Genomic DNA, 26,168 nt, shown 5'->3' on the forward strand with positions numbered 1-26,168 from the left:
ACTTGGTATTTCGAGGCCCCTGGAACGCCGATAGGCTGCCCGGACTTTAATGCCGCGCCGTGCAGACGACCCGGTGGCGCGGTCTCTAGGGAGGAGAAAATATGGATCGTCGTTCTTTTCTGAGAACATCCGCCTTGGGCGGTTCCGCAGCAGCGGCCAGCACCCTGGCCGCGCCGGCAATCGCGCAGGGCAACATGACCCTGACCATGGTCACCACCTGGCCGCGCGGCCTGGCCGGTGTCTGGGATTCGGTCGAGCGCTTTGCCGATAACGTCAATTCCATGTCCGGCGGTTCGATCACCGTCGAGCCGAAGGCGGCCGGCGAACTTGTCGGTGCGCTGGAAGTCTTCGATGCCGTGACCGCCGGTCAGGCGGACATGTACCACGGGGCCGATTATTACTTTGTCGGCCAGCATCCGGCCTGGGCCTATTTCACCACGGTGCCCTTCGGCATGACCGCGCCGGAAATGATGACCTGGTACTATGCCAACGGCGGGATGGAGCTGCATCACGAGCTTGGCGAGATCTTTGGCCTGAAAAGCTTTATCGCTGGCCAGACAGCGGCGCAGGGTGGCGGCTGGTTCCGCAACCAGATCAATTCCGCTGATGATTTCAAAGGGTTGAAGTTCCGTATGCCGGGCCTTGGGGGGCAGGCGCTGGCCAAGCTGGGCGCCTCTGTTCAGGTGCTTCCGGGCGGCGAGATCTATCAGGCGTTGTCCACCGGCGCCCTGGACGGGACCGAATGGATCGGCCCCTGGTCGGACGAAAAGCTAGGCCTGCAAGAGGTCTGCGACTATTACTACCCGGCTGGTTTCCACGAGCCGGGCGCGGCGCTGTCGGTGGCGACCAACCTCGACATCTTCAACGAGATGACGCCAGTACAGCAGAAGATCATCGAAGTGGCTGCCGCCGAAGCGCACCAGCACAACTACGCCTTGTTCATCGCCAACAACGGGCCGGCCCTGCAGCGTCTGCAATCGGGCGGCACCAATGTGCAGGCCTTCCCGGACGAAGTCTGGACGGCTTTCGGCGCGGCCTCGAAAGAAGTTCTGGACGGCTTCATGGACGACGAGATGTTCGCCACGATCCGCGACAGCGCAGAGGCGTCGATGAAATCGGCCTCCGGTTGGATGTCGGTGTCGGACTCGGCCTACACCGCACAGCGGAACCGCGTTCTGGGCAGCTGAGACCCTGAACCTTTGAAAGACGGGCTGTGCATCGGCAACGATGCGCAGCCCATTGCGAAAGGATCTGCCGGGCGGCATCGCCCATGCAGGAAAGCAACAGGGCAGGGACCACGGCCGGGGCCGTCGGACCCTAGGCAGGGACGGGGGCGCGGCAACGACCGGCGCCGTCGGAAAAGGGGGGAAGGATGTTTACCGGATTTGTCTGGCTGATCACGCAGATCGGGCTGGGCTTTTACAACATTGGCTATGCGCTGACCCATCCGGGCCTCTGGCTCAACTGGGCGGACAGCGAGGCGCTGATCCGTTTCATCTATTACGGGGCCTCGGTCGAATTCTTCTTTGCCGTCTTCGACATCTTCCTGGTGGTGACCGTGGTGGGGCTGATCTACCGCCCCTTCATGTGGGGCATGGTCCGGGGGCTGGAAGGCTTTGCCAATGTCGTCGGGCGCACCGCCGCCTGGGCCGGGCTGATCATGGTCGGCCAGCAGATCGTCATCGTCTTCCTGCAGTCCATCTTCCGACTGGGCGAGATCTCGATCTCGCCGCTGGGGATCGGGTTCACCCAATCGATCAGCTGGTACGCTGAGGGGCTGAAGCTGTGGAATGCCGCCGTGGTGGCGCTTTGCGTCAGCTATACCTTCGTGCAGGGCGGGCATGTGCGGGTCGACCTGATCTATGCACCGCTGAGATTCCGCGCCAAGCGGGTGGTGGACATGTTCGGGGCGCTGTTCTTCATGCTGCCGGTCTGCACGCTGGTCTGGATGTATTCCTGGTTCTTCCTGTGGCGGCACCTGATCACGCCCAAGGTCTCGGCCAGCGACCGGATCGACCTGCTGATGCGCAAGGCGCGCATCGTGAAATGGAACGTCGAGACCATCGGCTTCAGCCCGGACGGCTTCAACGGCTACTTCCTGTTCAAGATCCTGATCCTCTGCTTCGTCGCTCTGGTGGCGCTGCAGGCGGTGGCCTTCTTCTATCGGTCCTTCCTTGAATGCATCGAAGGCGAGGATGCCGAAGGAAAGTACCTCGACCGCGACACGCTTGGCGCCGGTGAAGAAGCCTATGAAGGCACGCATTAAGGGGGCGCGAGCTTCATGATTTTCGGATTGGACGGGGTCGAAATTGGCCTCATCATCGTTTTCCTGAGCCTTTTCGCCGGGATTCTTTCAGGCTTCCCGGTGGCTTTCGCCATCCCGGGGGCAGGTCTGTTCGCCTTTGCCATCATCGCCGCGCTGGATGCCAACGGCATGTTGATCCATCAGGCGATCGACACCTCGACCGAGGCCTACCGGACCCTGGTGGCCACCGGCGTGCATCCCGAAACGGTGTCGCATTTCCGCTATCCGGATCTGCCGCTGATTGCCGGGCCGGTGTTCGAGCGTGGCTGGGAAACCGCCATGGACCGCAACCTGTCCTTCATCGTGAACCGGATGAACGAACGGGTCTTTGCCGGTCAGAGCATCGAGACCCTGCTGGCCGTGCTGATGTTCGTGCTGATGGGGATCACGCTGGAACGCTCCAAGATCGCCAATGATCTGCTGACCACCATGGCACGGGTCTTTGGCCCGCTGCCGGGCGGCCTGGCCGTTTCCGTTGTCGTCGTTGGCGCCTTCCTGGCCGCTTCGACCGGGATCGTCGGGGCCACCGTGGTGACCATGGGCTTGCTGTCGCTGCCGACCATGCTGCGCAACGGCTACAGTGCCGAGCTGTCGACCGGGGTGATCGCGGCCTCTGGTACGCTGGGGCAGATCATTCCGCCCTCGATCGTGATCGTGCTTCTGGGAACGCTGGCGGGGGATCTTTATTCCGCCGCGCAAGAGGCCCGCGCGCAAAGCTTTGGCTGTTCGGATGCGCTGACCTACCTTGGCAAGCCGGCGGTGGTCTCTGTCGGGACGCTGTTTCAGGCGGCAATGCTGCCGGGAATTCTGTTGGCGCTGCTGTATGCGCTTTATGCCTTCGGCTATGCACTGGTGCGGCCCGAGAATGCGCCTGCCGTGCATCTTGAGGCGAAAACGGGCGGCACGACCACGCGGGGCGAAGGCCTGACCTGGTTCCTGCTGGTGCCGGTCGGGATCATCGCCGGGGCGATCCTGTGCAGCCAACTGGGCGTGATCGGGTCGCAGGACCTGAGCGTGTCGAACTATGCCGCCGCCGAGCAAACGGGTCTGCTGCGCACCAATGTCAGCGAAACCTGCCAGGCGGCGATGATCGACCTGCATGGGCAATCGGCCTGGGATGCTTCGGTCGCTCAACAGGCCGCATCGAGCGCGGCGGGCGTGTCTACCCAGGGCCATACCCTGAGCGAAGACGAAGTCGCGGCGGCCGTGCTGGCCAAGGCCGCAGCCGCCGCGCCGATCGGCAACGGGCTCGCGGTGGTCGTCGTCCTGCTGGGCCTGACCCTGACGCTGGCACGCGGGGTGGCACCGTTGGCCTCGCCGCGCCCCTTGTTGATCGGCTTTGCCGGACTGGCGCTGGCGCTGCTGGCGGATGTGCTGTTCATCACGCCCTATACTTCGCCCGAGGGGCAGTTCCTGATCCTGGCGATCCCGCTGGCGCTGACCCTGTGGTCCTGTCGGACGGCTGCTGCGCGACTGGCGCAGAACGAGCTGATCCGGGTGGTCTTTCCACCACTGATGCTGATCATCGCCGTGCTGGGGTCGATCCTTGGCGGGATCACCAACCCGACGCCGGCGGCCGCCCTTGGGGCCGGTGGGGCGATCATGCTGGCCGCCTATCGCAAGCTGCGCGAAGAGGGGCGGGACCCCTGGGTCATCACCTGGGCCACCATCGCGCTGGTGGTGATGATCGTGATGGGGATGAACTTTGACCTGCGGATCAACAAGGACGAGGTGCAGGTCGCTGACTTCATCGCCTACCTGGCGGCAGCTGCCGCCTACATGTTCGCGGGCTTCGGGCTGATCTATTCGTGCTACACGCTCTACCGGACATGTGTCTTGCAGCCGGTGGTGCGCGAGACGGCCAAGGTGACTTCGATGGTGTTCACCATTCTCGTGGGATCGCAGTTGCTGAACCTGGTTGTGATCTCATTTGGTGGCGAAGAATACATCCAGGATTTCCTGCGCAGTTACGACAGTGAGTTCAAGGTTTTCCTGATCGTCATGCTGGTGCTCTTCGTGCTGGGGTTCGTGCTGGATTTCCTCGAGATCATCTACATCGTGATCCCCATTGTCGGGCCGGTGATCTATGGCGGCAGTTTCGATCCCAAGTGGGTGACGATCATGATTGCGGTGAACCTGCAGACGAGCTTCCTGACGCCGCCCTTCGGCTTTGCCCTGTTCTATTTGCGGGGGGTGGCGCCGCCGTCGGTGACCACGGGGCACATCTATCGCGGGATCATCCCCTTTGTCGGGATTCAGATCCTGGGGCTGGCGCTGCTGTGGTTCGTGCCGCAGATCGTGACGGTCGTGCCCTCCCTGCTGGGGCGGTAAGCGGGAACGGATGCGCCGCGGACCCTTTGGGCCCACGGCGCATCCGGCCTCCGGCGGGGATATTTATCGACAGGGAAACAGGAGGGTGCTTGGTGGGGGCTGCGCTGGCGGCTCAGCCTCTGGGGGCGCGGCTGTCGGGCAGGGTGATATTGGCGACCTGTTCGGCGATTGGGTCGCTTTTCAATGGATGGGTCGTCGCATCGTAGGCCCGCGCATCGCGCATTTTTTCCCAATTGCCGCCGTGGTAGAGTTCCAGGCCGGAGAAGCGGGACTTGTAGCCCATCTTGGGCGATCCGGGGACCCAGTAGCCCAGGTAGACGTAGGGGAGGTTGGCGCTTTTGGCGATCTCTATATGGTCGAGGATCAGGTAGGTCCCAAGGGAATTGCGCTCCAGCGTGGGGTCGTAGAATGAATAGACCATCGAGACCCCGTCATCGAGCACGTCGGTGAGCGAGGCGGCGACAAGGTTGTTGTCCTGATCGGCGTATTCGACGACGCGGGAGCGGACGGGCGTTTCTTCGATCATGGCGGCGAATTCGAAGACATCCATGTCTGCCATGCCGCCATCGGCGTGCCGGCTGTCGAGGTAGCGGCGGAACAGGGCGTATTGTTCCTCGGTCGCCCAGGGGGAGGAGGCGCGGCGTTCGAGCTGGCTGTTGCGGTTCTGAACACGGCGCTGGCTGCGCGAGGGCTGGAAGGCGGCGACGTCGATCCGGGCCGAGAGGCACGCGGCGCAATCCGCGCATGAAGGCCGATACAGGACGTTCTGCGACCGACGAAAGCCCTGTTTTGATAGAGAATTGTTCAACTGTTCCGCCGAATCGCCTTGCAGGGAGGTAAACAGCTTTCTCTCCATCCGGCCCTCGAGATAGGGGCAGGGCTGCGGGGCCGTCACATAGAATTGCGGGGCGAGCGGGAGGGAATGGCGCATGGAGTGTCTTGCCTGTCGGGGTCTCGGGACCTGAGTTCAGTGCCTTTGTAGGTCAACGTTATCAACCAAGCCTGAACGCGCCAAGCCCCGAGACGGCGCGGGATCAGCGCAGGGGCCGATTCACCGCCGTCGTATTCAAAAGATGGTCGCTGAGACCCTGACCGCGCGCAGAGCCCAGCATCAGGATGACCGAGACCAGTTGCAGCGGCGCCAGCGCCCAGCTGACGAGGTAGCCCAGCGTGTGCAGCAGCGCCTCGGTGCCGGTCAGCTTGCGACCCTCGCCGCTGAGAAGTTCGATCGAGAAAAGGCGCATGCCCCAGGTCGCGGAGCCATTCGCGATGGTCGTCACGCGGTAGAGGAAGCTGATCACGAGATAGAGCAGGGGAAAGAAGAAGGCGCCGATAAAGGCGGTCAGCACCACGGCAATGACCGACAGCGTCGAGAGGATCACGACGTCGACCAGCCAGGCCAGCGCCCGTTTCGTGGTGACGGAGGTATAGAAGTCCGGGCGCGTGTCCGGATCGGGCAGGGCGTCGGAAAGGGCGGTCATGGTGGGCGGATCCTTGTGGTGGGATGCAAAGGGACGGCCCATGTGGGGCCGCCGGAATTATCGCGCGGCCGGGCCCCCGATGGGGCGGCCGCGCGGGGGCCTGAGATCAGGCGTCCTGGGTGGTCACGGCGGTATCGCGTTCGGCGGTCGCCTTCTTGGACCGGTCGTCCATGAACTGGTCGAATTCAGCCTTGTCCTTGGCGGCGCGCAGCCGTTCCAGGAAGGCTTCGAAGCTGTTCTGTTCCTCTTCGAGGCGTTGCAGCGTTTCGGTCTTGTACGCGTCGAACGCCGCATTGCCGCTGGATTTCATCGCGGCGTAGCCGGTGCGTTGCATGTCGTGCAATTGGCCGTGACGGCGGGAACGGCAGGATTTACCAAGCATGAATTTCTTCCTCCAGATCATGAAAAAGAGCAGGGCGAGGCCAGCAGGCCAGAAGAACACGAAGCCGAGGACCATGGCAGTGATCCAGGCAGGTTTGCCTTTCCGGTCCATCCAGTCTTCAGCATCGCGCAACCAGTTGCCGCCTCGTTGCGGCTCCTTCGGGGTGTCGTATTGGGCGGCGGCGGGGGTCATCTCCGGTCTCCATTGTGTTTGTATGTGAATGCCTTTCACATCTCCTAGATTGGCATCCGGTGGCTCTGGCGCAAGGGGTGTATGTGAAAGTATTTTACATTTATGTTCTTTGTTGATTAATATCAGCGGTTTAAAGATTTTTTCGGGAGGTGTTTGTCCTTCGGGTCGGGGCGAAAACTTGCTGCGTCCCGGCGGTTTTGGCCTGGAACGAAGCGGATGATGGCAAGCGCGGCCCCTTGTAACGTTGGGTTGTGCAGGACCGTAGCACGGGGCAGCGACAAGGGATTGACCCGCGCCACCGGCGAGGCCACTTTCCCCCCATGGCCGACATATTCCAGATTGTGCGACTGCCGCGCCCCCATGATCCCGACCTGGGCGCGGATGCGCGCGCCCGGTTTCCAGACCTTGATGGCGACCTGGCCAGCCTGATCGAAGGGACGGCCGGGTGCAGCCCCTATCTGGCCGGCCTCATCGCGAAGGAAGCAGATTGGCTACCGCAGGCGCTTTCGGCACCCGCGGCGGCATTGGCGGGCGAAACCGACCGGCTGCAGTCCGTGGCCCCGGATCAGATCGCGGCGGCCCTGCGCCAGGGCAAACGCCGCATTGCCCTGCTGATCGCCCTCGCGGATCTGAGCGGCGGCTGGCCGCTGGAAACGGTGACCGCAACGCTGACGGATTTCGCAGACCTTGCGGTCGGTCTGGCCTTGCGAGGCGCGCTCGAACCGGAAATTCGCCGTGGGAAACTGCCGGGGCAGGACATGGACGACCTGCCCGAGGCCGCCGGGATGGTGGCTCTGGCCATGGGCAAGATGGGCGCGCATGAGCTGAACTATTCCTCGGATATCGACCTGATCATGCTTTACGACGAAGCGCGCTATGGCGATGATTCCCTGTTGCAGGCACGCCCCGCACTGATCCGCGCGACCCGCCGGATGGTGGCGACCCTGACCGAGAACACCCGAGACGGCTATGTCTTTCGCACCGATCTGCGCCTGCGCCCCGATCCCGGCGTGACCCCGGTCTGTGTCGGAATTGAGGCGGCGGAGCGGTACTACGAAAGCGTCGGACGCACATGGGAACGCGCGGCCTATATCAAGGCCCGGCCCGCCGCCGGCGATCTGGCGGCCGGCAACAGGTTCCTCGCAGACCTGACGCCCTTTGTCTGGCGCCGGCACCTGGATTTCGCGGCCATTCAGGACGCCCATGAACTGCGCCTCGCGATCCGTGAGACCAAGGGCTATCACGGGCCAATCACCTTGCCGGGCCACGACATGAAGCTGGGTCGAGGGGGCATTCGCGAGATTGAGTTCTTTACCCAGTTTCACCAGATCGTCGCCGGGGGCCGCGACCCCACGCTGCGCATGCGCAATACAGTCCCCGCCCTGGCCCGTCTGGCCGAGCAGGGCTGGGTGCCTGCCGAAACCGCACGTATCCTGTCCGAGCATTATCGCGCGCACCGCGAGGTCGAACACCGGCTACAGATGATCCAGGATGCACAGACGCATGACTTGCCTAAATCGGACGCGGATTTCGCCCGCCTTGCCGATTTCATGGGGCGGGATGTCTCGGAACTGCGCGCCGAGATCCTTGATCGGCTGAAAGAGGTTCACGATCTGACCGAGGCCTTTTTTGCCCCTGAAAACAAGCAATACGATGCTGCAGCAGGGTCGCGGGACAAGGCTCAGGCCGAGGCGTTTGACCCGGCGATCCTCGACCGCTGGCGCAGTTACCCGGCGCTCAGCTCCCGACGCGCGCAAGAGATCTTTTCGCGCCTGCGTCCACAGATCCTGAAGTCCCTGGCACGCGCCGCACATCCCGATGAGGCGCTGATCGCCTTCGATGGGTTCCTGTCGCGCCTTCCGGCGGGGGTTCAGCTTTTCGCCCTGTTCGAAGCCAACCCCCTGCTGATCGACCTCGTTGGCGACATCTCTGCCACAGTGCCGGATCTCGCGATTTACCTCAGCCGCAATGCCAGCGTCTTCGACGCCGTGATCGCCGGACATTTCTTCGAGGACTGGCCGGGGCTTGAAGCGCTTTGCAAATCGCTTGAGGACAGTTTGCAAAGGGAAGAGGATTACGAAGCCCGTCTGGATTCTGCCCGCCGCTGGATGAAGGACTGGCACTTTCGCATCGGCGTGCATCACCTGCGCGGTCTCATCGCCCCGGCCGAGGCCGGACACCAATACGCCGAACTTGCCAATGCGGTGATCCAATGCCTCTGGCCCGTCGTGCAGCAGGAATTCGCAACCCGCCACGGGCCGCCACCCGGACGCGGCGCGGTGGTCCTCGGCATGGGCTCGCTCGGGGCAGGGCGGCTCAATGCGCGCTCCGACCTCGATCTGATCGTCATCTATGACGCGGCGGGCGAAGAAAGCTCTTCGGGGCGTCGCCCCCTTGCCTCGCGCACCTATTATGCCCGTCTGACACAGGCCCTTGTCACCGCGCTCAGCGCGCCAATGGCCGAAGGGCGGCTATACGAGGTCGACATGCGCCTGCGCCCCTCGGGCAATCAAGGGCCGGTTGCCACGTCCTGGCAGGCCTATCGCGATTATCAGGAAAGTCAGGCCTGGATCTGGGAACACCTGGCCCTGACCCGTGCTGGGGTGATCGTCGGTCCGCAGGCTCTCGCGCGCGATGTCACTCGGTTCCGCGACGGCCTGTTGTCACGCAGATGCGCCGCTGGAGCGGTGCTGAAAGACGTCGCCGAGATGCGCAGCCGGATCGCCGCCGCCCGCAGCCCGCAAGCGGAATGGGAGGTCAAGATCGGCCCCGGCCGCAATCAGGAGATCGAGCTTCTCGCGCAAGCGGGCGGTCTCATCGCCGGCGATCCCTCGGGCTGGATCGGTGCCGGCCTGCGCCTGGCTCAGGAAAGCGGCTGGATGACACGTGACGAGGCAGAGCTGCTGCACTCGACTTACCAATTGCTTTGGAATATCGGGCAGGTAGGCAAATTGCTCAGCGACCGCCCCATCGATCCCGGGAAGATGGGCGAAGGCGGCCGTACGCTGCTCCTGCGCGATACCGGCGCCGAAACGGTGGAAGAATTACGCGACGCCTATCGCCTCGCCACCCGTTCCGCAGCCGAGGCCATAGACGAAATCCTCGAAAGGGAGGCGGATAAATGAACGAAACCTCAGAAAATCAGCCCGCGAGCGCAAGCCACCCGCGCATGAAAGGCGACAGTGCCGACCCCAAGGCGCTGATCCGCGAAGCCTTCCGGATCGAAGGCATCTCTGACGCCGAATGCCGTTCCATCCTGATGGACTGGGCGCTTAGCCTGTCCGACACGCAGGATCAGAAAGCGGCGATAGACCTCCTGCTGCACCGCCACGCAGAAGACGCCCCCACGCACCCGATGACCGCGCTGCTGCGCGAAGGCCTGACACGGGTAACGCCAGGCCAGCGCCGCGGTGGCTGGCGCGCCCGGGCACGCCACTGAATGTCCAGGAAAAAGGGCGCGGCCCCTGAGCCACGCCCTCTACGGTTTCCCTGTTCGAAATATCCCGGGGTGAATTGAGGCCTGGGCCTCAAGAGGGGCAGCGCCCCTCCCTTCAGGCGGTCAGTGCCGCCGCTTCCCGCGCCAGCTTCTCGATCCCGGCCCAATCCTTCGCATCGATCAGATCCTGTGGTGCGACCCAGGAACCGCCGACGCAAAGGATGTTCTTCAGGGACAGGTAATCCAGTGCGTTCTGCGGCGTGACCCCACCTGTCGGGCAGAAGGTGACATCCGGGATCGGCGCCCCGATTGCCTTGATCGCCGGGGCCCCGCCATTGATCGAGGCGGGAAAGAACTTCTGGAACCTGTACCCGCGTTCCAGCAGTGCCATCACCTCGGAAGAGGTCGCAGCCCCCGGCAGCATCGGCAGATCGGCCTGTTCCGCCGCGGTCAGCACCTTGTCGGTCGTACCGGGCGAGACTCCGAATTTCGCGCCCGCCGCCACGACCTGAGACACCGCTTCCGGTGTCAGGATGGAACCGGCGCCAACCACGCCGCCCTCTACCTTGGCCATGGCCTCGATCACCTTCAACGCATCCGGCGTGCGCAGGGTGACCTCCAGCGCCGGCAAGCCGCCGGCGATCAGCGCCTTGGCAAGATCGGCGGCAATGCTGGCATCATGAACGACCAGAACCGGGATCACCGGGGCCAGGCGGCAGATCTTTTCGGCTTCTAGGGTGGCTTCTGCGGGGGTCATGGAAGGCTCCGTGATTGAAGAACGATTTCAAAGAAAACAGGCAGGGTCAGACGACGTTCGAGGCCCCGGCAGAAGCGGGACCTGCATTCTGGCGGAAGGTCTCGAACAATTCGCGACCGATCCCGTGGCTGTTGGCCGACAGGTCGGGGGCCTCGGCCACGCGATCCGACAGATCCGCCGTGGTCGAAATCGTGCCCGCCACCGCGTCCAGCCGGACGACATCACCGTCCTGCAGCAGCCCGATGGTGCCGCCATCTGCGGCTTCGGGCGTAAGGTGGATTGCGGCAGGGACCTTGCCGCTGGCGCCGGACATGCGCCCGTCGGTCAGAAGCGCGACCTTCAGCCCGCGATCCAGCAACACGGCCAGGGTCGGCGTCAGCGAATGCAGTTCCGGCATCCCGTTGGCCTTGGGTCCCTGATAGCGCACCACGACGATGGTATCGGCGGTGAACTCGCCGCGTTTGAAGGCGGCCTTCACGTCGTTCTGGTCGTGGAAGATCCGCACCGGGGCCTCGATCACATGGTGCTCGGGCTTCACGGCCGAGACCTTCATGATTGCGCGCCCCAGCGGGCCGGACAGGTGTTTCAGCCCGCCGGTCTTCTGGAACGGGTCGGTAGCGGGGCGTACGATCTTTTCGTTCAGGCTGTCCTTGGCACCCGGCTCATAGACCACGCGGCCCTCTTTCAGCTTGGGCTCCTGCGTATAGCGTTCAAGACCATCCCCGGCGATGGTCTTGGTGTCGTCATGCAGCAGACCCGCGTTCAGCAGCTGACCGATCAGATAACCCAGTCCACCGGCGGCGTGGAAGTGGTTCACATCCGCCAGCCCGTTGGGATAGACCTTGGCCAGCAGCGGAACGACGGACGAAATTTCGTCGAAATCGGCTGGATCGAGGATGATCCCTGCCGCCCGCGCCATGGCCGGCATGTGCAGCACCAGGTTGGTCGAGCCGCCGGTGGCCATCAGGCCGACCATGCCGTTGACAAAGGCCTTCTCGTCCAGGATCTCGCCCGCAGGGCGGAAATCATTGCCAAGCGCCGTGATCTCCAGCGCCCGCTCGGTGCCCGCCACGGTCAGCGCGTCGCGCATCGGCGTGTTGGGATTGACGAAGCTCGATCCGGGCAGGTGCAGCCCCATGAACTCCATCAGCATCTGATTGGTATTGGCCGTGCCGTAGAAGGTGCAGGTGCCGGGCGAGTGATAGGAGGCCATCTCGGCCTCCATCAGCTTGTCGCGGCCGACTTCGCCGGTGGCATATTGCTGACGGACGCGCGCCTTTTCATCGTTGGGCAGGCCGCTCGGCATCGGACCGGCGGGCAGGAAGACCGCCGGGATATGGCCGAAGGTCGCCGCCGCCATCACGAGGCCCGGCACGATCTTGTCGCAGACGCCCATGTATAGCGCGGCGTCATAGCAATTGTGCGACAGGCCGATCCCGGCCGCCATGGCGATGACATCGCGGGAGAACAGCGAAAGCTCCATCCCCGGCTGGCCTTGGGTGACGCCGTCGCACATGGCCGGCACACCGCCTGCGACCTGGGCCGTGGCGCCCTTGGCGCGGGCCGCGTCGCGGATCAGTTGGGGGAACCGTTCATAGGGTTGATGGGCCGACAGCATGTCGTTGTAGGCGGTAATGATACCGATGTTCGCGGCCCGGCCCTTGGACAGCGCGTCCTGGTCCGTGGGTACCCCGGCATAGGCATGGGCCTGGTTGCCGCAGGTCAGATGCGCGCGCACCGGCCCGGCCTCCGCCGCAGCCCCGATCCGACCCATATAGGTCTCGCGGCGGTCGCGGGATCGTTCGATGATCCGTTCGGTCACATCGGAAATTGTCTGGTTCAATGGCATGGTCGAGGCCTCCGGTCTGGCTTCGTCGCTATCTATAGCGTCGCGCGTGGCTCGGGTTATATTTTAGCGCTAACATGGCCGGGTTCCAACCCACGGCCTGCGCTCTCGATGATATTTGGGCTTTTTCTTCGCAACTGACAGATAATCGCGTCCTCCGCGCTTGCCGTTTCATCGTCGCTCTTGCATCCTATTGGCATATTTTTCGGCGGAGGAACATCTTATGGGTAAGCTGAAGTTCGGCCTCTTGTTGGGGGGCACAATGCTGCTGTCCGGCTGCCAAGTCTACAAGGAAGCCTTTTACACGGAGTCGGTCAACTTCGCGGAATGCACGCCGTTGGCTGAAAAGGGCGCGACGGATTACGACGTGACCAAATTCGCCGTCCGGGTGCCGCGGTCGCTCAGTGTATCGGAATCCGATACCTATCATCCCAGCACCGATATCCTGTGGGAAGAGGACCCGCTTGGCGACCGCCATGCCCAGGTTCAGACCATCGTCGCGGATGCCGCCACGAGCGCCTTCAAGGTCTCTGAAGGCGGTCGCCCGGCCCATGTCGGCATGGAAGTGCGGTATTTCCACGCGCTGACGGACCGCACGCAGGCCACGACCGGGGGCTGGCTGACGGTCACCCTGGATATGACGATCTCGGACCCCTACACCAGCGAACTGCTGGAGCCGGTCTATCAGCTCAAGACCCAGATCCCCGGCTACGGTGGTCAGGAGGCGATCGACGCCATCCATCGCGGCGAGACCCAGAAGTACCGCATCTCGCGGCACCTGACCCAGGCGCTGCAAGTCGATGTGCTGGGCATCTGCCCGACGGGCTATCCCGCGCCCGTGCCGCTGGAGGCGCCGCGCACCATTGCCGGCGAATTGCCCGATATCGTCGGGCATCCTTGACCCGATCCCGGTCTCTGACGGCACCGACAGAATTTCCACGACCCGGAAGCTTGCTCCGGGTCGTGTTGTCTTGCCTCCCCAGAAGGGATGGCGGAGGTCCCTATGGGGTGGGCCTGTAGGGGAGCGGCCTATAAGAAGGGACGGGTCTTCGAAGGTCCGTGCCAGGCGCGGGACGTCACGTGACGCCGTCCGTCCTGCAACAGATCGCCCTGCATATCCCACTTCCCTCATCCCCCCGAAGCGATTAGAGGAACGGGATGGATATGCCCTCAGACCTTCCCGTCATTCGGATGAAACCCAAGACCGACGCCCGGCGCCTGCGCCACGGGGCGCCTTGGGTCTATGCAAACGAGCTGGTGACAGACCGGCGCACCAAGGCGCTTGCCCCCGGCAGCCTTGCGGTGCTGGAAGATTCCGATCGCGCGCCGATCGCCCTTGTCACCGTGAACCCTGAAAGCCGGATCATGGCCCGCGTGCTGGGGGCGCCCGACAGCGGCCCCATCGACCAGGCCTGGTTCGCCACCCGCTTTGCCAAGGCGCTGGCCCTGCGTGAAAAGATGTTCGACGGGCCGTTCTACCGCCTGATCCACGCCGAAGCCGACGGTTTCCCCGGCGTCGTCATCGACCGCTTCGGCGATACGGCCGTGATCCAGCCCAACGCGGCCTGGGCCGACCTGCGGCTTGAGCCGCTTGTGGCGGCCCTGCAAGAGGTCACCGGCATCGGGAACGTGCTGAAGAATGCCTCCGGCCGTGCGCGTGGGCTGGAAGGCCTCGACGATGTGTCCGGCGTGCTGGCCGGGCAGGCGCCCGATGCCCCGCTCGAGGTTCAGATGAACGGGGCGACCTACATGGCCGACCTGACGGGCGGCCAGAAGACCGGCCTTTACTACGACCAGCGCCTGAACCACGCCTTTGCCGCCCGCGCCGCAAAGGGCGCGCGGGTGCTCGACGTCTTTGCCCATGTCGGGGGCTTCGGCCTTGCCGCGCTGGCACAGGGCGCGACCTCGGCCCTTGCGGTTGACGGCTCGGCCCCCGCACTGGCGCTGGCTGAACAGGGCGCGGCGGCCATGGGCGCGGCCGACCGCTTTTCCATCCGGCAGGGCGACGCCTTCGATACGCTCGAAGCGCTCGCCGACGCGGGCGAGACCTTCGATGTGGTGATCTGCGACCCGCCAGCCTTTGCCCCCAACAAGCAGGCGCTCGAAGCCGGCCTGCGGGCCTATGAGCGCATCGCGCGCCTCGCCGCGCCGCTGGTTGCGCCGGGCGGTATCCTTGGGCTGTGTTCCTGTTCTCATGCCGCCGAGCTTGAAAAATTCCGCGCCTCCTCGATCCGGGGGATCGGGCGCGGGCTTTACGGCTCGGGTCGCGATTACGCGCTGATCCACACCGGGTTCGCCGGGCCGGATCACCCCACCCACCCGCATCTGGCGGAAAGCTCCTACCTCAAGGCGCTGTTCTTCCGGCTATGATGAAGGCGGTCCTCGACGCTTGCGTGCTATACCCCACGGTGATGCGCGAGATGCTGCTGGGGGCGGCGCAGGCCGGGTTCTTTCAGCCAATCTGGTCGGCGCGCATCCTTGAGGAATGGGCACTGGCCGCCGCCAAGGCACCCGGAGGCGAAGCCCAGGCGCGCGGCGAAGTGGCGCTGACCCGCGCCGCCTTTCCGGGGGCCGAGCGGCGCTATTCCGAGGACATGGAACGCCGTCTCTGGCTGCCTGATCCCGGCGATCTGCATGTCCTGGCCCTTGGGACCAGTGCCTCGGCCGATATGATCGTGACCGCCAACGCCAAGGATTTCCCGCGCCATATCCTGGCCGAGGAAGGCCTGTCGCGGGCCGATCCCGATGCCCTTCTTCTTGGGTTCTTCGAGGCCGCGCCGGATCCGATCCGGGCGCTGGCCGAAACCGCAAGGATCCGGATCGAAACCCTGTCGGGCGAGGCATGGACCCTGCGCCAGTTGATGCGCAAGGCCCGGATGCCGCGCCTTGGCAAGGCGCTGGATCACTAGACCCTAGGCCATCATCGGCGCCGCACCATGGCTGGCCTCATGGCCGAGTGATTGCAATTGCTCGGCGGCGATCTGGAAGGACCGGATACGCTTGGCCGGGTCATGGATCTGCGAGGCGAGGATAACCTCATCCGGCCCATGCTGGCGCAGCAGGGCCTCCAGTTGCGCACGCACGGTTTCCGCGCTGCCCGTGGCGCTGACGGCAAAGGCGCGGTCCACCATCTCCACGATCTCGGGGTCATAAAGGTCGTAGATGTCCTTGACCGGGCGCGGCAGCGGGCCGGGATCGCCCTGCCGCAGCTTGATGAACCCCTGTTGCATCGAGGTCCGCAGATAGGCGCCTTCGGCGTCACTGTCCCCGGCATAAACGCTCATTGCCATCATGAAATAGGGCTTTTCGAGATATTCCGACGGGCGGAAGCTGCGCCTGTAGATATCCGCGGCCTGTTCCAGGTGATCGGGCGCGAAATGCGAGGCAAAGGCATAGGGCAGGCCAAGTTGTGCCGCCAGTTGCGCGCCATATAGCGAGGAGCCGAGGATCCAGATCGGCACATGGGTGCCTTCGCCCGGCACCGCATGAAGCCGCTGCCCCGGTTGCGCATCGCCGAGATAGGCCAGCAATTCGCCCACGTCGCGGGGAAAGCTGTCGGTCTGGTCCATGTGGCGGCGCAACGCGCGGGCGGTTGCCATGTCGGTGCCCGGCGCGCGCCCCAGGCCAAGGTCGATGCGCCCGGGATAGATCGTCGCCAGCGTCCCGAACTGCTCGGCAATCGCCAGCGGCGCGTGGTTGGGCAGCATGACCCCGCCCGAGCCGACGCGGATGCGGCTGGTGGCCGCCGCGATATGCCCGATCAGCACCGAGGTCGCGGACGAGGCGATGCCGCGCGAATTGTGATGCTCGGCCAGCCAGTGCCGGTTGTAGCCGGCCTCTTCGGCGGCGCGGGCCAGGGCCACGGAATTGGCGATCGCCTCGGCAGGGCTGCTGCCCTCGGGAATTGGTGCGAGGTCGAGAAGTGAATATTTCATGTCGGTCCTTTCAGCCGCGCCCGTGCCATTTGGCATCCAGGGCCTGGATTGCGGCGATCCTCTCTGCGGTCTTGGGATGGCTCAGCAGCCATGCGGGGCTGTTGCCCCGGTTGCCCGAGAGGGTTTCGAGTTTTTCAAACAGGCTGACCTGCGGCGCGGTACCGTAGCCCGCCTTGGTCAGCAGGGCGCTGGCATAGGCGTCGGCCTCGTATTCGTCCTTGCGCGACAGTTTCGCGGTCAGCAGGGATGTCAGAGCGCCGGCTACCATCGGCCCGAACCCCGGCAGAATGCGGGCCAGCACCATCGCCAGCCCCATGCGCAGCGCGTTCTGCCCCGAGAAGTCGATCATCCGGCGCCGCGAATGGCCAAGGGCCACATGGCCCAGTTCATGGGCGACGACGCTCAGGATCTCTTCCGCCGTCACGGTGCCGGCGCGGTAGGCGTCATAGAAGCCGCGCGTGATGAAGATCCGGCCATCCGGCGCCGCCAGCCCGTTGATCGTCGGTACATCGTAAAGATGCACCTTGATGCGCGGCAGGTCCAGCGCCTCGGCCAGGCGTCCCATGTGCTTGCGCAAACCGGGGTCGGCCAGCTCGGCGGACTTGTTGTCCAGCTCCGACTTCAGCCGCCAGGCCGAGAAGCGCCAGGCGACGATCCCGTAGATGAGGGCCAGAAGAAGGGGCGTGAACTTGAGCATGCAGGGAATATGGGGGCAGCGGCGCGCCGGGGCAATCGGCAGCGCCCGACATTCTTGTCAGGGGCAGGTACGCCGAGAGAGCAGGGCGTCAGCTTTCCGGCAGGCTGTCGCCGCGGCGGCGCGACCGGCGCAGGCGCAGATGCAGGACAAAAAGGATGCCACAGGCCACGGCCCCTGCAAGGATCAGCCCGGCCACGTTCGACGCGATCTCCGTCACCTTTGGCAGGTGCCGGGCGGCGGCATGGCCGATGCCGAGGTAGAAACCCACCCAGATCACCTCTCCGGCAGCACTGGAGGGCAGGAACTGGCGCATCGGCATGCGTGCGGCCCCCGCGGCGAAGTTGACGTATGGACCAAGCGGCGACAGCAGCCAGCGGCTGAGAAAGACCGTCTTGCCGCCATGCGCCAGAAGGCGGCGACGGGCCTCCTGCGTCAGCGCTAGGGTGCGCGGACCGGGGCGCAGGCGGTCCTTCAGAGCACCTTCCAGAAGGATGGCCAGCCCGTAGCCGGCAATGTCGCCCAGAACCGCGCCGACATAGGCGCTGACCAAGAGACCCCAGAAGGGCATGTCCCCGGCAGCGGCCAGCGCGCCCGCGCCCAGCATCACCAGCGAAGCAGGGACAGGCAGGGCAATGCAACTTGTGAAGGTGACCGCGAAAATGATGCCGGGTCCATAGGACACCAGCAGCCTGAGGACTTCCTCATTCATCATCGGCGTTGTCTTCCAGCCAATTGGTCACTGCGACCAGGAAATCCTGTTGTGGAATGCCCTTGCGGGCCGCCAGTTGATACAGCGTCAGCCGCTGTTCGGGGCGCGGGTCGACGTCCAGCGCCTCCAGCATACTGTCCGTGTCGATGCTCCAGGTGTAGCCAAGGTAACCCGGCGTCATCCAGCCTTGGGGGGCAGGGCCGCGATGGGGTTCGTCGAACCAGTGGACCGAGATCAGCAGGATGCGCAGCGCGAAGAACAGCGCCAGCCCCAGGGCCAGCAGGATCCCGGCCAGCGCCAGCGGAGGCGTGCGTCGCAGGTCCCTGATGCGCGGCCTCATCGCGCCAGCATCCGCATGCCGCTTTCCAGCCCGGCAAGGGTCATCGGCACCATGCGATCCTCGAAGATCTCGCGGATCATGGCGATCGACTGGGTGTATTTCCAATAGGCTTCAGGAACCGGGTTCAGCCACATGTGGTCGGGCCACTGGGCGCGGGCGCGTTCCAGCCAGACCTGACCGGCCTCGGCGTTCCAATGTTCATTGGCCCCGCCGGGCATGGCAATTTCATAAGGGCTCATCGAGGCATCCCCGACGAAGATGCATTTGTAGTCGGGGCCGAAGCGATGCAGAACGTCTTCGGTCGGGGTCTGATCGCCATGGCGACGGTCGTTGTCGCGCCAGAGGCCCTCGTAAAGGCAATTGTGGAAATAGAAGCTTTCCATATGCTTGAATTCGCCCCGCGCGGCCGAGAACAATTCTTCGACCACCTTGATATGCCCGTCCATAGACCCGCCCACGTCGAGGAACAGCAGCACCTTGACCGCATTGCGCCGCTCGGGCCGGGTCTGCACGTCGAGGTAGCCGTGTTCGGCGGTGGCCCGGATGGTGCCGTTCAGGTCGAGTTCCTCACCGGCACCATCGCGCGCCCAGTTGCGCAGTCGTTTCAGCGCCACCTTGATGTTGCGGGTGCCCAGTTCGACCTGATCGTCGAAATTGCGGAATTCGCGCTTGTCCCATACCTTGACCGCACGCTGATGGCGGGACTTTTGCTGCCCGATCCGAACCCCCTCGGGATTGTAGCCATCGGCGCCGAAAGGCGAGGTGCCGCCGGTGCCGATCCACTTGTTGCCGCCGCTGTGCCGGTCGTCCTGTTCTTCGAGGCGCTGCTTCAGCGTCTCCATCAGCTTGTCGAAGCCGCCGAGCGCCTCGATCTCGGCCTTTTCGGCCTCGCTCAGGTGCCTTTCGGCCATGGAGCGCAGCCAGTCGGCGGGGATGTCGACCCGCGACAGGACCTCTTGCGCGGAAATCGCCTCCAGTCCTTCAAAGGCGGCGGCGAAGGCACGGTCGAAGCGGTCGATGTTGCGCTCGTCCTTCACCATCGCGGCACGGGCGAGGAAATAGAACCCCTCGGGGTCATAGGTGACCAGCCCGGCCTTCAGCGCCTCTAGAAAGGTCAGGTATTCGCGCAGGCTGACGGGCAGGCCGTGGTCGCGCAGGTTTTGAAAGAAGGGGATGAACATCGGGGGAAGATCTCCTTCATCGAGGGGGGGGCCGTCCAGCCGTCTGACTGTCAGGCGGGGCCCTGTGGTCGGCAGATTGGCTCGCGCGGGTCAGAGCGCCATGCGGTGCAGCACGATGGTCACGACCAGCCCGATCAGCATGAACAGGATGGCATGTGCGATGGCGTATTGCCAAATATCCTTGCCATTGCCACCGCGTTTCTTCGCGCGCAGTCCGCCCAGAAGGGCACCAAGGATGAGTCCAGCGAGAACCAGCATGATCAGTCTCCGATATACAGGGGGCTGAGTGCGGCCGCCGATTGCAGCTTGGACCAGATCACCCAATCCGGGGCGTAGCCGTAGCCTGCCCAACCAAGACTGTCCAGCCGGACCGATCTGGCGCGGCTGCCGTTGCCCTGCAGGTCCAGCGCCTCGGCCTGAAGCATCTCGATCCAGGCCAGCAGGGCCGCATCCTGATGTCGGCGGGCCTCGGTTTCGGCACTGCCGAGCAGCGCGAGGACCGATCCCGGCTCGCCGAGCGCCAGGTGATAGGGTGCCAGTTGCGCGGCCACATGGGCCGCCTGCAGGCCGGTGACCGGATCCGAGGCATAGATCTGGTAGGCATGCAGGAACAGGTCGCGTGCCAGGGCGGGGTCCTGCGGCTGGGTCAGGCGTCCCAGGATGTAGTAGGAAAAGGCGGTGCGGTTGTCGTCCCAGCCTTCCTTTTCGGCGATGGCGACCGCATCGGTGGCACTGCGCAGTCGCGCGGCGGGCGAGGCGCCGGGGCCAAGTGTGCGCGACACGGCGGCATCCCATTGCCGGGGCGTCGCACGGGCATGGCGGGGCGGGATCTGCTGTCCGGCGGGGTTGAGCCGCGCCAGCAGGGCGGGCAATTGTGCCTGAACCTGCGCCCGCGTCATGCCGCTGTGCAATTCGCGCGCGTAGGTCAGGCGCAGGATCAGCATGTCGTAGCCGGTCAGGATCGGGTGCAGGTTGTCGTCGTTGAAGGTGCTGTCTGGCAGCCGGTAAAGATCGTTCAGCGGGCCGAGCGCCTGGGCCATTTCCTCGTGCAGGCAATCGCGCAGCTCTTGCGGGGCGGCATCTGCGGGCACGAAGAGGGCGATCAGGTCGCGCTGCGTCATGCGCCCCCAATCTGTGCGCGCCTCGTACCGGGCGGTGCGGAATTCCGACAGGTCGGAAATCCCGGGCACCACAAAGCAGGCGGCATCGGGCAATTCGTGACGGATGTCTTCGCCGCTGACCGCCTGGACGATCAGGTTGGGCGTCTCGCCCTCGCGCGCCATGCGGATATCCAGATGGGCCTCATTGCGCATCCGGATCAGCAGGGCGGACAGGTCGCGCGACAGGGTGGCGGGCAGGGCGCCACCACCGGCACTTTTGGCCTGGACGCGGATCGGGCCCTCGAAGCGGGTCATCACGGGCAGGTCGCGACCCGATTCCAGCTGGAAACTGAGGTCGAGGAAATCTTCCGCCAGGTCGGCGTTGGACACCATTGGGGCGACCGGGCTCGCCGCGCCGAACATCTTCATCGCGGGCAGGGGGGGCAAGGAAATGATCTGCGCCTCGGGCAGCATGTCGGTCTTTTCGGGGTTGGTCGCGCAACCAGCCAGCGCGAGCGCCAGCAAGGGGACCATCAATATGGCTTTTATCCCGCGTCGGCGCAGGCTGCCCAGACGCGGTAGGGGATCACGGAGAACGATCGGCGTCATGAAGGCAGGACCCGCTGATACTTGATGAAATCGGTAACCCCGGCGACCCGGTCATACAGTTGCCGTGCCTGGGCGTTGCCTGCCTGGGTCAACCAATAGACCCCCGGCGCGCCGGCGGCATCGGCAGCGCCATAGACCCCTTCGATCAGCGCGCGGCCAATCCCGGCGCCGCGCACATCCGGAAGGGTGTAGAGATCCTGAAGATAGCAGACCTCTTCGGCTTTCCAGCCGTGGCGGTGAAACAGGAAATGGGTCAGCCCGACCAGCCGGCCCCCGGTTTCGGCCACGAGGCAGGAATAATCCCGAGGGTCGTCGCCAAGAAGCCGCTCGAAATATAGATCCGGCAAACCTTCCGGCGCGGTGGTGCCGTAGAAGTCGAGGTAAAGATCCCAAAGCGCGCCCCAGGCCGCCCGATCGGCGCACGCCAGCGGCCTGACATGACAAGTGGTTTCAGACATGACAGGTAGTTTCAGACATGCGGCGGACCTTTTGATGCCCCGGCCAGGTCGGCCAAGGGGCGCGGGGCGATTTGTGGGCCGCACGCCGGGCAGGATCAACCCCTGGCGCGCGCGTGGACGGCGCTTCATTGCCGCCTGTCACCGAATTGCGCAGCCCGATCAGCGCCGTTGCCCGCGCGCCATGAAGGCCAGCTTTTCGAACAGATGCACGTCCTGTTCGTTCTTCAGCAGGGCGCCGTGCAGCCGGGGCAGGGCATTGGCGCCGTCGCGCTTCAGGTCCTCGGGGGTCAAATCCTCTGCCAGCAACAGCTTGAGCCAGTCGAGCACCTCGCTGGTCGAGGGCTTCTTCTTCAGGCCGCGGGTGTCGCGCAGTTCGTAGAACTGCGTCAGGGCGGTGGTCAGCAGGGCGGGCTTGATGCCGGGGTGATGGACCTCGACGATGGCGCGCATTGTCTCCATGTCCGGGAAGCGGATGTAATGGAAGAAACAACGCCGCAGGAAGGCATCGGGCAGTTCCTTTTCGTTGTTCGAGGTGATGATGACGATGGGCCTCAGCCGCGCCCGCACGGTTTCACCGGTCTCGTAGACATGGAATTCCATCCGGTCGAGCTCTTGCAGCAGGTCGTTGGGGAATTCGATATCCGCCTTGTCGATCTCGTCGATCAGCAGCACCACCCGTTCATCGGCCGTAAAGGCCTGCCACAGCTTGCCGCGCCGGATATAATTGCCCACGTCCTGCACCCGCGCATCGCCCAGTTGGCTGTCGCGCAACCGGCTGACGGCATCGTATTCATAAAGGCCCTGCTGCGCCCGTGTGGTGGACTTGATCGACCATTCGATCATGTCGAGGCCCAAGGATTGGGCAATCTGGCGGGCCAGCTCGGTCTTGCCCGTTCCGGGCTCCCCCTTGACCAGAAGCGGCCTCTGCAATGTGACGGCAGCATTCACGGCAATGGTAAGATCTTCCGTGGCAACGTAATTTTCCGTACCTTCAAAGCGCATCTGGCAGGGGTCTTTCCTTGGGGCAGGCCCGGTAAAGGCCGGGGCAGCGGCGGGTTCATTTCGAAACGATAAAGTTTTCCGCTTTGTCCCGCAATCGGCGATGGTTAACGGGATTTGACTAGTGACAAGCGATTTCGAACAGTTTAAGCCCCGCGGCAGGGGACCCTACGGCCCGCCAAGGCAATCGCGCGCGACGGGCTGAGGACTAGTTTGGGAGCCGCTGATGAAAGCAGAAACTTTCCTTGATGACGACTATCGTCCCGCCGAGGACGAGCCGTTCATGAACGACCGCCAGCTCGAATATTTCCGTCGCAAGTTGCACGCCTGGAAGGATGATCTTCTGGCCGACAGCCGTGATACGGTCGAAGGGCTTCAAGAGAACACACGCAATATCCCGGATGTCGCCGACCGGGCCTCGGAAGAGACCGATCGCGCGCTGGAGTTGCGCACGCGGGACCGTCAGCGCAAGCTGGTGTCCAAGATCGATTCCGCCCTGCGCCGGATCGACGAGGGGGAATATGGGTATTGCGAAGTGACCGGAGAGCCGATCTCGCTCAAGCGTCTCGACGCCCGGCCGATCGCCACGATGAGCCTGGAAGCCCAGGAACGTCATGAACGTCGTGAACGGGTCCATCGCGACGACTGAAGACTTGCGGTGCCGTTTGACTCGGCGCGGCCTGCCCTGGGCAAATCCCCGCTCTGGCCGGGCGGGCGGATGACAGGCACACGATGCTATCACGATGACGCGCGACATGAGACGCCGGGGCTTTTGCTCCGGCGTTGTTACTTGCAAATCCGGCGTATCCGGGTCCATATCCCGGCGCGTCCCTCCGACCCGGTCAGCCTGATGCGGCAGGTCTCGGGGACCCTGGCTTTGCGGCGGACAAGACCTTGGAATTGAACGAGATGAAGATCGCCGTGATTGGCGCAGGTATCGGCGGCCTCGCGGTCGCGCGGGCTCTGGCCCTGCGCGGGGCCCAGGTGACGGTGCTGGAGCAATCCGAAGCGATCCGCGAGGTGGGCGCCGGCTTGCAGATCAGCCCCAATGGCGCAGCGGTGCTGCGTGGCCTCGGGCTTGATCCGGCCGGGATCGGCCAAAAAGCCCGCGCGATCAATCTTCTGGACCACACCGGACGGCCGGCGCTGCGGCTCGATCTGGCGCGTCAGGCGGCGACCCGGCCTTCGGACTATTACTTCTGTCACCGCGCCGACCTGATCTGTGCCCTGGCCGAAAGCGCCCGCACCGCCGGGGTTCGCATCCGCCTGTTGCAAAAGGTCAAGGAGGTGATCCCCGGAACACCGCCCGAGATCCTTGTCTGCAACACCGCGCGGCTGCACCCTGACCTGGTAATCGGCGCGGATGGCCTGCATTCCTGCCTGCGGAACGCGCTGCTCGGCGATAGCCGCGCAGGCTTCACCGGGCAGGTCGCCTGGCGCGCCGTCGTCCCGCTGGACAGCGCGCCCACGCCCGAAGTCCGGCTGCACATGGGCCCCGGCCGCCACCTGGTGACCTACCCGCTGCGTCAGGGCGCACTGATGAATATCGTCGCTGTCGAGGAACGCGCGGCCTGGACCCCGGACGGCTGGTCCCATGCGGATGACCCCGGCAACCTGCGCCGCGCCTTTGCCGGCTTCCCGCCCGAAATCCGCCAGCTTCTGGCCCGCGTCACCGAAACCAACCTCTGGGGTCTGCACCGCCACCCCGTCGCCCCCCGCTGGACCGCCGGCAATTGTGCCCTCCTGGGCGACGCTGCCCATCCGACACTGCCCTTCATGGCCCAGGGGGCCAACCTGGCGCTGGAAGATGCCTGGGTGCTGGCCGAAAGCCTCGCCACCGGTCTAGCCGCAGGAAGACGTCCCGCCGATGCCCTCAGGCACTACGAACAGGCCCGCGTGCCGCGGATCCGCCGCGCCATCGAAGCGGCCAACCGCAATGCCTGGAAATATCACCTGCGCTTCCCGCCGCTGCGCGCCGTCGCGCATACGGCCCTGCGCCTCAGTGACCGCCTGGCCCCAGACCTCATGCTCCGCCAATTCGACTGGCTTTACGGTCACGACGTCACCGGCGGTCATAGCCTCGTCTGACCGCGCGCGGCCCTGCCGGGACTTCCTTCAAGTTTCCCTGTTGCAAATATCCCGGGGTGAATTGAGGCCGCAGGCCTCAAGAGGGGCAGCGCCCCTTCTGACCTTCACGCGCCCGAGACCTCAGTTCACAACGCCAGATCGACCCAGACAGGCACGTGATCCGATGGCTTCTCGCGCCCCCGAATGCCTGCATCGATCCCGCAGTCGGTGACCAGATCGGCGCATTGCGGCGTCATCAGCATATGGTCGATCCGGATGCCGTCGTTCTTGTTCCAGGCCCCGGCCTGATAGTCCCAGAAGGTGTAATGCCCCGGTGCTGGCATCCTGGTGCGGATGATCTCGGTAAACCCAAGGTTCACCACGGCGCGCCAGGCGGCGCGGCTTTCGGGGCGGAACAACGCGTCTTCGCGCCACTTCTCGGGATTGGCGGCATCCTCTTCCTGCGGAATGATATTGTAATCCCCCAGCATCACCGCCGGTTCCTCGGCAGCCAGCAGCGCCTCGGCACGGGTCTTCAGCCGCGCCATCCAGGCAAGCTTATAGGCGTATTTGCCCCCCGCGACCGGCGTGCCATCGGCCTCCAGCTCGACCGGATTGCCATTGGGCAGGTAAAGCCCGCAGATCCGCAGCGCCGTTCTGTCTCCCACCACGGTGGCCTCGATCCAGCGCGCCTGTTCGTCGCTCTCGTCGCCCGGCAAGCCGCGCGTCACGTCCTCCAGCGGCAGTTTCGACAGGATCGCCACCCCGTTAAAGCTTTTCTGCCCATGGGTTTCGACCTGATAGCCGCGCTCTTCGAACATTTCGCGCGGAAACCCTTCGTCCACAGATTTGATCTCCTGCAGGACCACCACGTCGGGCTGGGCCTCGTCCAGCCAATCCCCCAGGGCTTTGATGCGGGCCTTGATCCCATTGATGTTGAACGTGGCGAGCTTCATGGCGGATTCCTTCGACCTGTTGCCTCCTGATGGCAAGGCGTGACAGCGATGGCAAGGGAAAGGGGTGCCTTCAACCCGCACCCGATGGGGCAGAACGGGCGAAACGCCATGTGACGTATAGCGGCGTCTTCGCTGGCGCTGATTCGGCAGGTTTCCGGGTGTCCGGTACCGATTCGCGTCAACCCTGACGCGCATGCTGCCCGGCCAGGGCCCGACATGACGCGAATCCGGCTAAGTAATTAAAATTTCAGCAACAATCTGTTCTTGATGTGTTAACAAACTTCTGTCCCGCGAAGCTCATGTGAATAAACACATGCTGCAATGCAGAATTGAATCCTGTGCTTGAAAATCAGGTGAGACGTGCAAGCCTCAAGGCATCAAACCGGT

At 64.4% G+C, this 26,168-nt stretch carries 25 protein-coding genes; 10 read left to right on the top strand and 15 right to left on the bottom strand.

The window, feature by feature from the left end:
- Positions 1-101 precede the first annotated feature (101 nt).
- From PSAL_RS03245 to PSAL_RS03255, 3 genes are all read left to right on the top strand, one after another.
- Complete coding sequence (locus PSAL_RS03245) at positions 102-1,187, top strand: TRAP transporter substrate-binding protein (protein ID WP_119839860.1); 1,086 nt, start codon at positions 102-104, stop codon at positions 1,185-1,187.
- A gap of 185 nt (positions 1,188-1,372) precedes the next feature.
- On the top strand, positions 1,373-2,266 hold the full coding sequence (locus PSAL_RS03250) for a TRAP transporter small permease subunit (RefSeq protein ID WP_119839861.1): 894 nt from the start codon (positions 1,373-1,375) through the stop codon (positions 2,264-2,266).
- A gap of 15 nt (positions 2,267-2,281) precedes the next feature.
- A complete protein-coding gene (locus PSAL_RS03255) occupies positions 2,282-4,636 on the top strand; it encodes a TRAP transporter large permease subunit (RefSeq protein ID WP_119839862.1) in 2,355 nt (784 codons plus the stop codon).
- Between the two features lie 112 nt (positions 4,637-4,748).
- Here the strand turns inward: PSAL_RS03255 and PSAL_RS03260 are convergent, their stop codons facing one another.
- The 3 genes from PSAL_RS03260 to PSAL_RS03270 all read right to left on the bottom strand — a co-directional run bounded on the left by PSAL_RS03260 (position 4,749) and on the right by PSAL_RS03270 (position 6,691).
- A complete protein-coding gene (locus PSAL_RS03260) occupies positions 4,749-5,567 on the bottom strand; it encodes an arginyltransferase (protein ID WP_119839863.1) in 819 nt (272 codons plus the stop codon).
- 103 nt (positions 5,568-5,670) lie between these two features.
- Positions 5,671-6,117 (bottom strand): RDD family protein, encoded by a 447-nt coding sequence (locus PSAL_RS03265; RefSeq protein WP_119839864.1) that lies wholly within the window; start codon positions 6,115-6,117, stop codon positions 5,671-5,673.
- A gap of 106 nt (positions 6,118-6,223) precedes the next feature.
- Positions 6,224-6,691 carry a DUF2852 domain-containing protein gene (locus PSAL_RS03270; RefSeq protein ID WP_119839865.1) on the bottom strand — a complete coding sequence of 156 codons (468 nt, stop codon included), beginning with the start codon at positions 6,689-6,691 and terminating at the stop codon, positions 6,224-6,226.
- A 320-nt stretch (positions 6,692-7,011) separates the two neighbouring features.
- On the opposite strand from PSAL_RS03270, the gene PSAL_RS03275 reads away from it, so the two are divergent.
- Both PSAL_RS03275 and PSAL_RS03280 read left to right on the top strand, forming a co-directional pair.
- Positions 7,012-9,816: a bifunctional [glutamine synthetase] adenylyltransferase/[glutamine synthetase]-adenylyl-L-tyrosine phosphorylase gene (locus tag PSAL_RS03275; protein WP_119839866.1), complete on the top strand. Its 2,805-nt coding sequence runs from the start codon at positions 7,012-7,014 to the stop codon at positions 9,814-9,816.
- The gene (locus PSAL_RS03280) at positions 9,813-10,130 is read left to right on the top strand and encodes a hypothetical protein (protein ID WP_231388596.1); all 318 of its coding nucleotides are present in this window, start codon (positions 9,813-9,815) and stop codon (positions 10,128-10,130) included. Before PSAL_RS03275 ends, PSAL_RS03280 begins: the two co-directional genes overlap by 4 nt.
- A 112-nt stretch (positions 10,131-10,242) precedes the next feature.
- On the opposite strand, the gene eda is transcribed toward PSAL_RS03280, so the two are convergent.
- The gene (gene eda / locus PSAL_RS03285) at positions 10,243-10,884 is read right to left on the bottom strand and encodes a bifunctional 4-hydroxy-2-oxoglutarate aldolase/2-dehydro-3-deoxy-phosphogluconate aldolase (protein ID WP_119839867.1); all 642 of its coding nucleotides are present in this window, start codon (positions 10,882-10,884) and stop codon (positions 10,243-10,245) included.
- A gap of 46 nt (positions 10,885-10,930) precedes the next feature.
- Entirely contained in the window at positions 10,931-12,733 is a 1,803-nt protein-coding gene (gene edd / locus PSAL_RS03290; RefSeq protein WP_119839868.1) for a phosphogluconate dehydratase, read from the bottom strand.
- A 220-nt stretch (positions 12,734-12,953) separates the two neighbouring features.
- Here edd and PSAL_RS03295 point away from each other — a divergent pair, with 220 nt between their 5' ends.
- The 3 genes from PSAL_RS03295 (at position 12,954) to PSAL_RS03305 (ending at position 15,639) form a co-directional block, all read left to right on the top strand.
- Positions 12,954-13,631, top strand: a complete 678-nt coding sequence (locus PSAL_RS03295) for a DUF6778 family protein (protein ID WP_119839869.1) — start codon at positions 12,954-12,956, stop codon at positions 13,629-13,631.
- A gap of 290 nt (positions 13,632-13,921) precedes the next feature.
- Positions 13,922-15,100, top strand: coding sequence for an RSP_2647 family RNA methyltransferase (locus PSAL_RS03300; protein ID WP_231388597.1), 1,179 nt, complete (start codon positions 13,922-13,924; stop codon positions 15,098-15,100).
- A complete protein-coding gene (locus tag PSAL_RS03305) occupies positions 15,100-15,639 on the top strand; it encodes an RSP_2648 family PIN domain-containing protein (RefSeq protein ID WP_119840223.1) in 540 nt (179 codons plus the stop codon). Before PSAL_RS03300 ends, PSAL_RS03305 begins: the two co-directional genes overlap by 1 nt.
- A 3-nt stretch (positions 15,640-15,642) precedes the next feature.
- Here PSAL_RS03305 and PSAL_RS03310 read toward each other — a convergent pair whose 3' ends face one another.
- The 9 genes from PSAL_RS03310 to PSAL_RS03350 form a co-directional block, all read right to left on the bottom strand.
- Positions 15,643-16,665, bottom strand: coding sequence for an LLM class flavin-dependent oxidoreductase (locus tag PSAL_RS03310; RefSeq protein WP_119839871.1), 1,023 nt, complete (start codon positions 16,663-16,665; stop codon positions 15,643-15,645).
- A 10-nt stretch (positions 16,666-16,675) separates the two neighbouring features.
- A complete protein-coding gene (locus PSAL_RS03315) occupies positions 16,676-17,362 on the bottom strand; it encodes a M48 family metallopeptidase (protein ID WP_119839872.1) in 687 nt (228 codons plus the stop codon).
- Between the two features lie 88 nt (positions 17,363-17,450).
- Positions 17,451-18,074, bottom strand: coding sequence for a DedA family protein (locus tag PSAL_RS03320; RefSeq protein ID WP_119839873.1), 624 nt, complete (start codon positions 18,072-18,074; stop codon positions 17,451-17,453).
- Positions 18,064-18,411 (bottom strand): hypothetical protein, encoded by a 348-nt coding sequence (locus tag PSAL_RS03325; protein ID WP_119839874.1) that lies wholly within the window; start codon positions 18,409-18,411, stop codon positions 18,064-18,066. Before PSAL_RS03325 ends, PSAL_RS03320 begins: the two co-directional genes overlap by 11 nt.
- The gene (locus tag PSAL_RS03330) at positions 18,408-19,592 is read right to left on the bottom strand and encodes a vWA domain-containing protein (RefSeq protein ID WP_119839875.1); all 1,185 of its coding nucleotides are present in this window, start codon (positions 19,590-19,592) and stop codon (positions 18,408-18,410) included. Before PSAL_RS03330 ends, PSAL_RS03325 begins: the two co-directional genes overlap by 4 nt.
- Before the next feature lie 90 nt (positions 19,593-19,682).
- Positions 19,683-19,850, bottom strand: coding sequence for a hypothetical protein (locus PSAL_RS03335; protein WP_196222827.1), 168 nt, complete (start codon positions 19,848-19,850; stop codon positions 19,683-19,685).
- A gap of 2 nt (positions 19,851-19,852) precedes the next feature.
- A complete protein-coding gene (locus PSAL_RS03340; protein ID WP_119839876.1) occupies positions 19,853-21,226 on the bottom strand; it encodes a DUF2927 domain-containing protein in 1,374 nt (457 codons plus the stop codon).
- 71 nt (positions 21,227-21,297) lie between these two features.
- Positions 21,298-21,759, bottom strand: a complete 462-nt coding sequence (locus PSAL_RS03345) for a GNAT family N-acetyltransferase (RefSeq protein WP_119839877.1) — start codon at positions 21,757-21,759, stop codon at positions 21,298-21,300.
- A gap of 159 nt (positions 21,760-21,918) precedes the next feature.
- Positions 21,919-22,761: an AAA family ATPase gene (locus PSAL_RS03350; protein WP_119839878.1), complete on the bottom strand. Its 843-nt coding sequence runs from the start codon at positions 22,759-22,761 to the stop codon at positions 21,919-21,921.
- Between the two features lie 223 nt (positions 22,762-22,984).
- Here PSAL_RS03350 and dksA point away from each other — a divergent pair, with 223 nt between their 5' ends.
- Both dksA and PSAL_RS03360 read left to right on the top strand, forming a co-directional pair.
- Positions 22,985-23,407, top strand: a complete 423-nt coding sequence (gene dksA, locus PSAL_RS03355) for an RNA polymerase-binding protein DksA (protein ID WP_119839879.1) — start codon at positions 22,985-22,987, stop codon at positions 23,405-23,407.
- Positions 23,408-23,652: 245 nt separating this feature from the next.
- Entirely contained in the window at positions 23,653-24,846 is a 1,194-nt protein-coding gene (locus tag PSAL_RS03360) for an FAD-dependent monooxygenase (protein WP_119839880.1), read from the top strand.
- 125 nt (positions 24,847-24,971) lie between these two features.
- Here the strand turns inward: PSAL_RS03360 and xth are convergent, their stop codons facing one another.
- Positions 24,972-25,781: an exodeoxyribonuclease III gene (xth, locus tag PSAL_RS03365; protein ID WP_119839881.1), complete on the bottom strand. Its 810-nt coding sequence runs from the start codon at positions 25,779-25,781 to the stop codon at positions 24,972-24,974.
- Between the last annotated feature and the right edge of the window lie 387 nt (positions 25,782-26,168).

Origin of the sequence: Pseudooceanicola algae, from assembly GCF_003590145.2 — a bacterium.
GTDB classification, from domain to species: domain Bacteria; phylum Pseudomonadota; class Alphaproteobacteria; order Rhodobacterales; family Rhodobacteraceae; genus Pseudooceanicola; species Pseudooceanicola algae.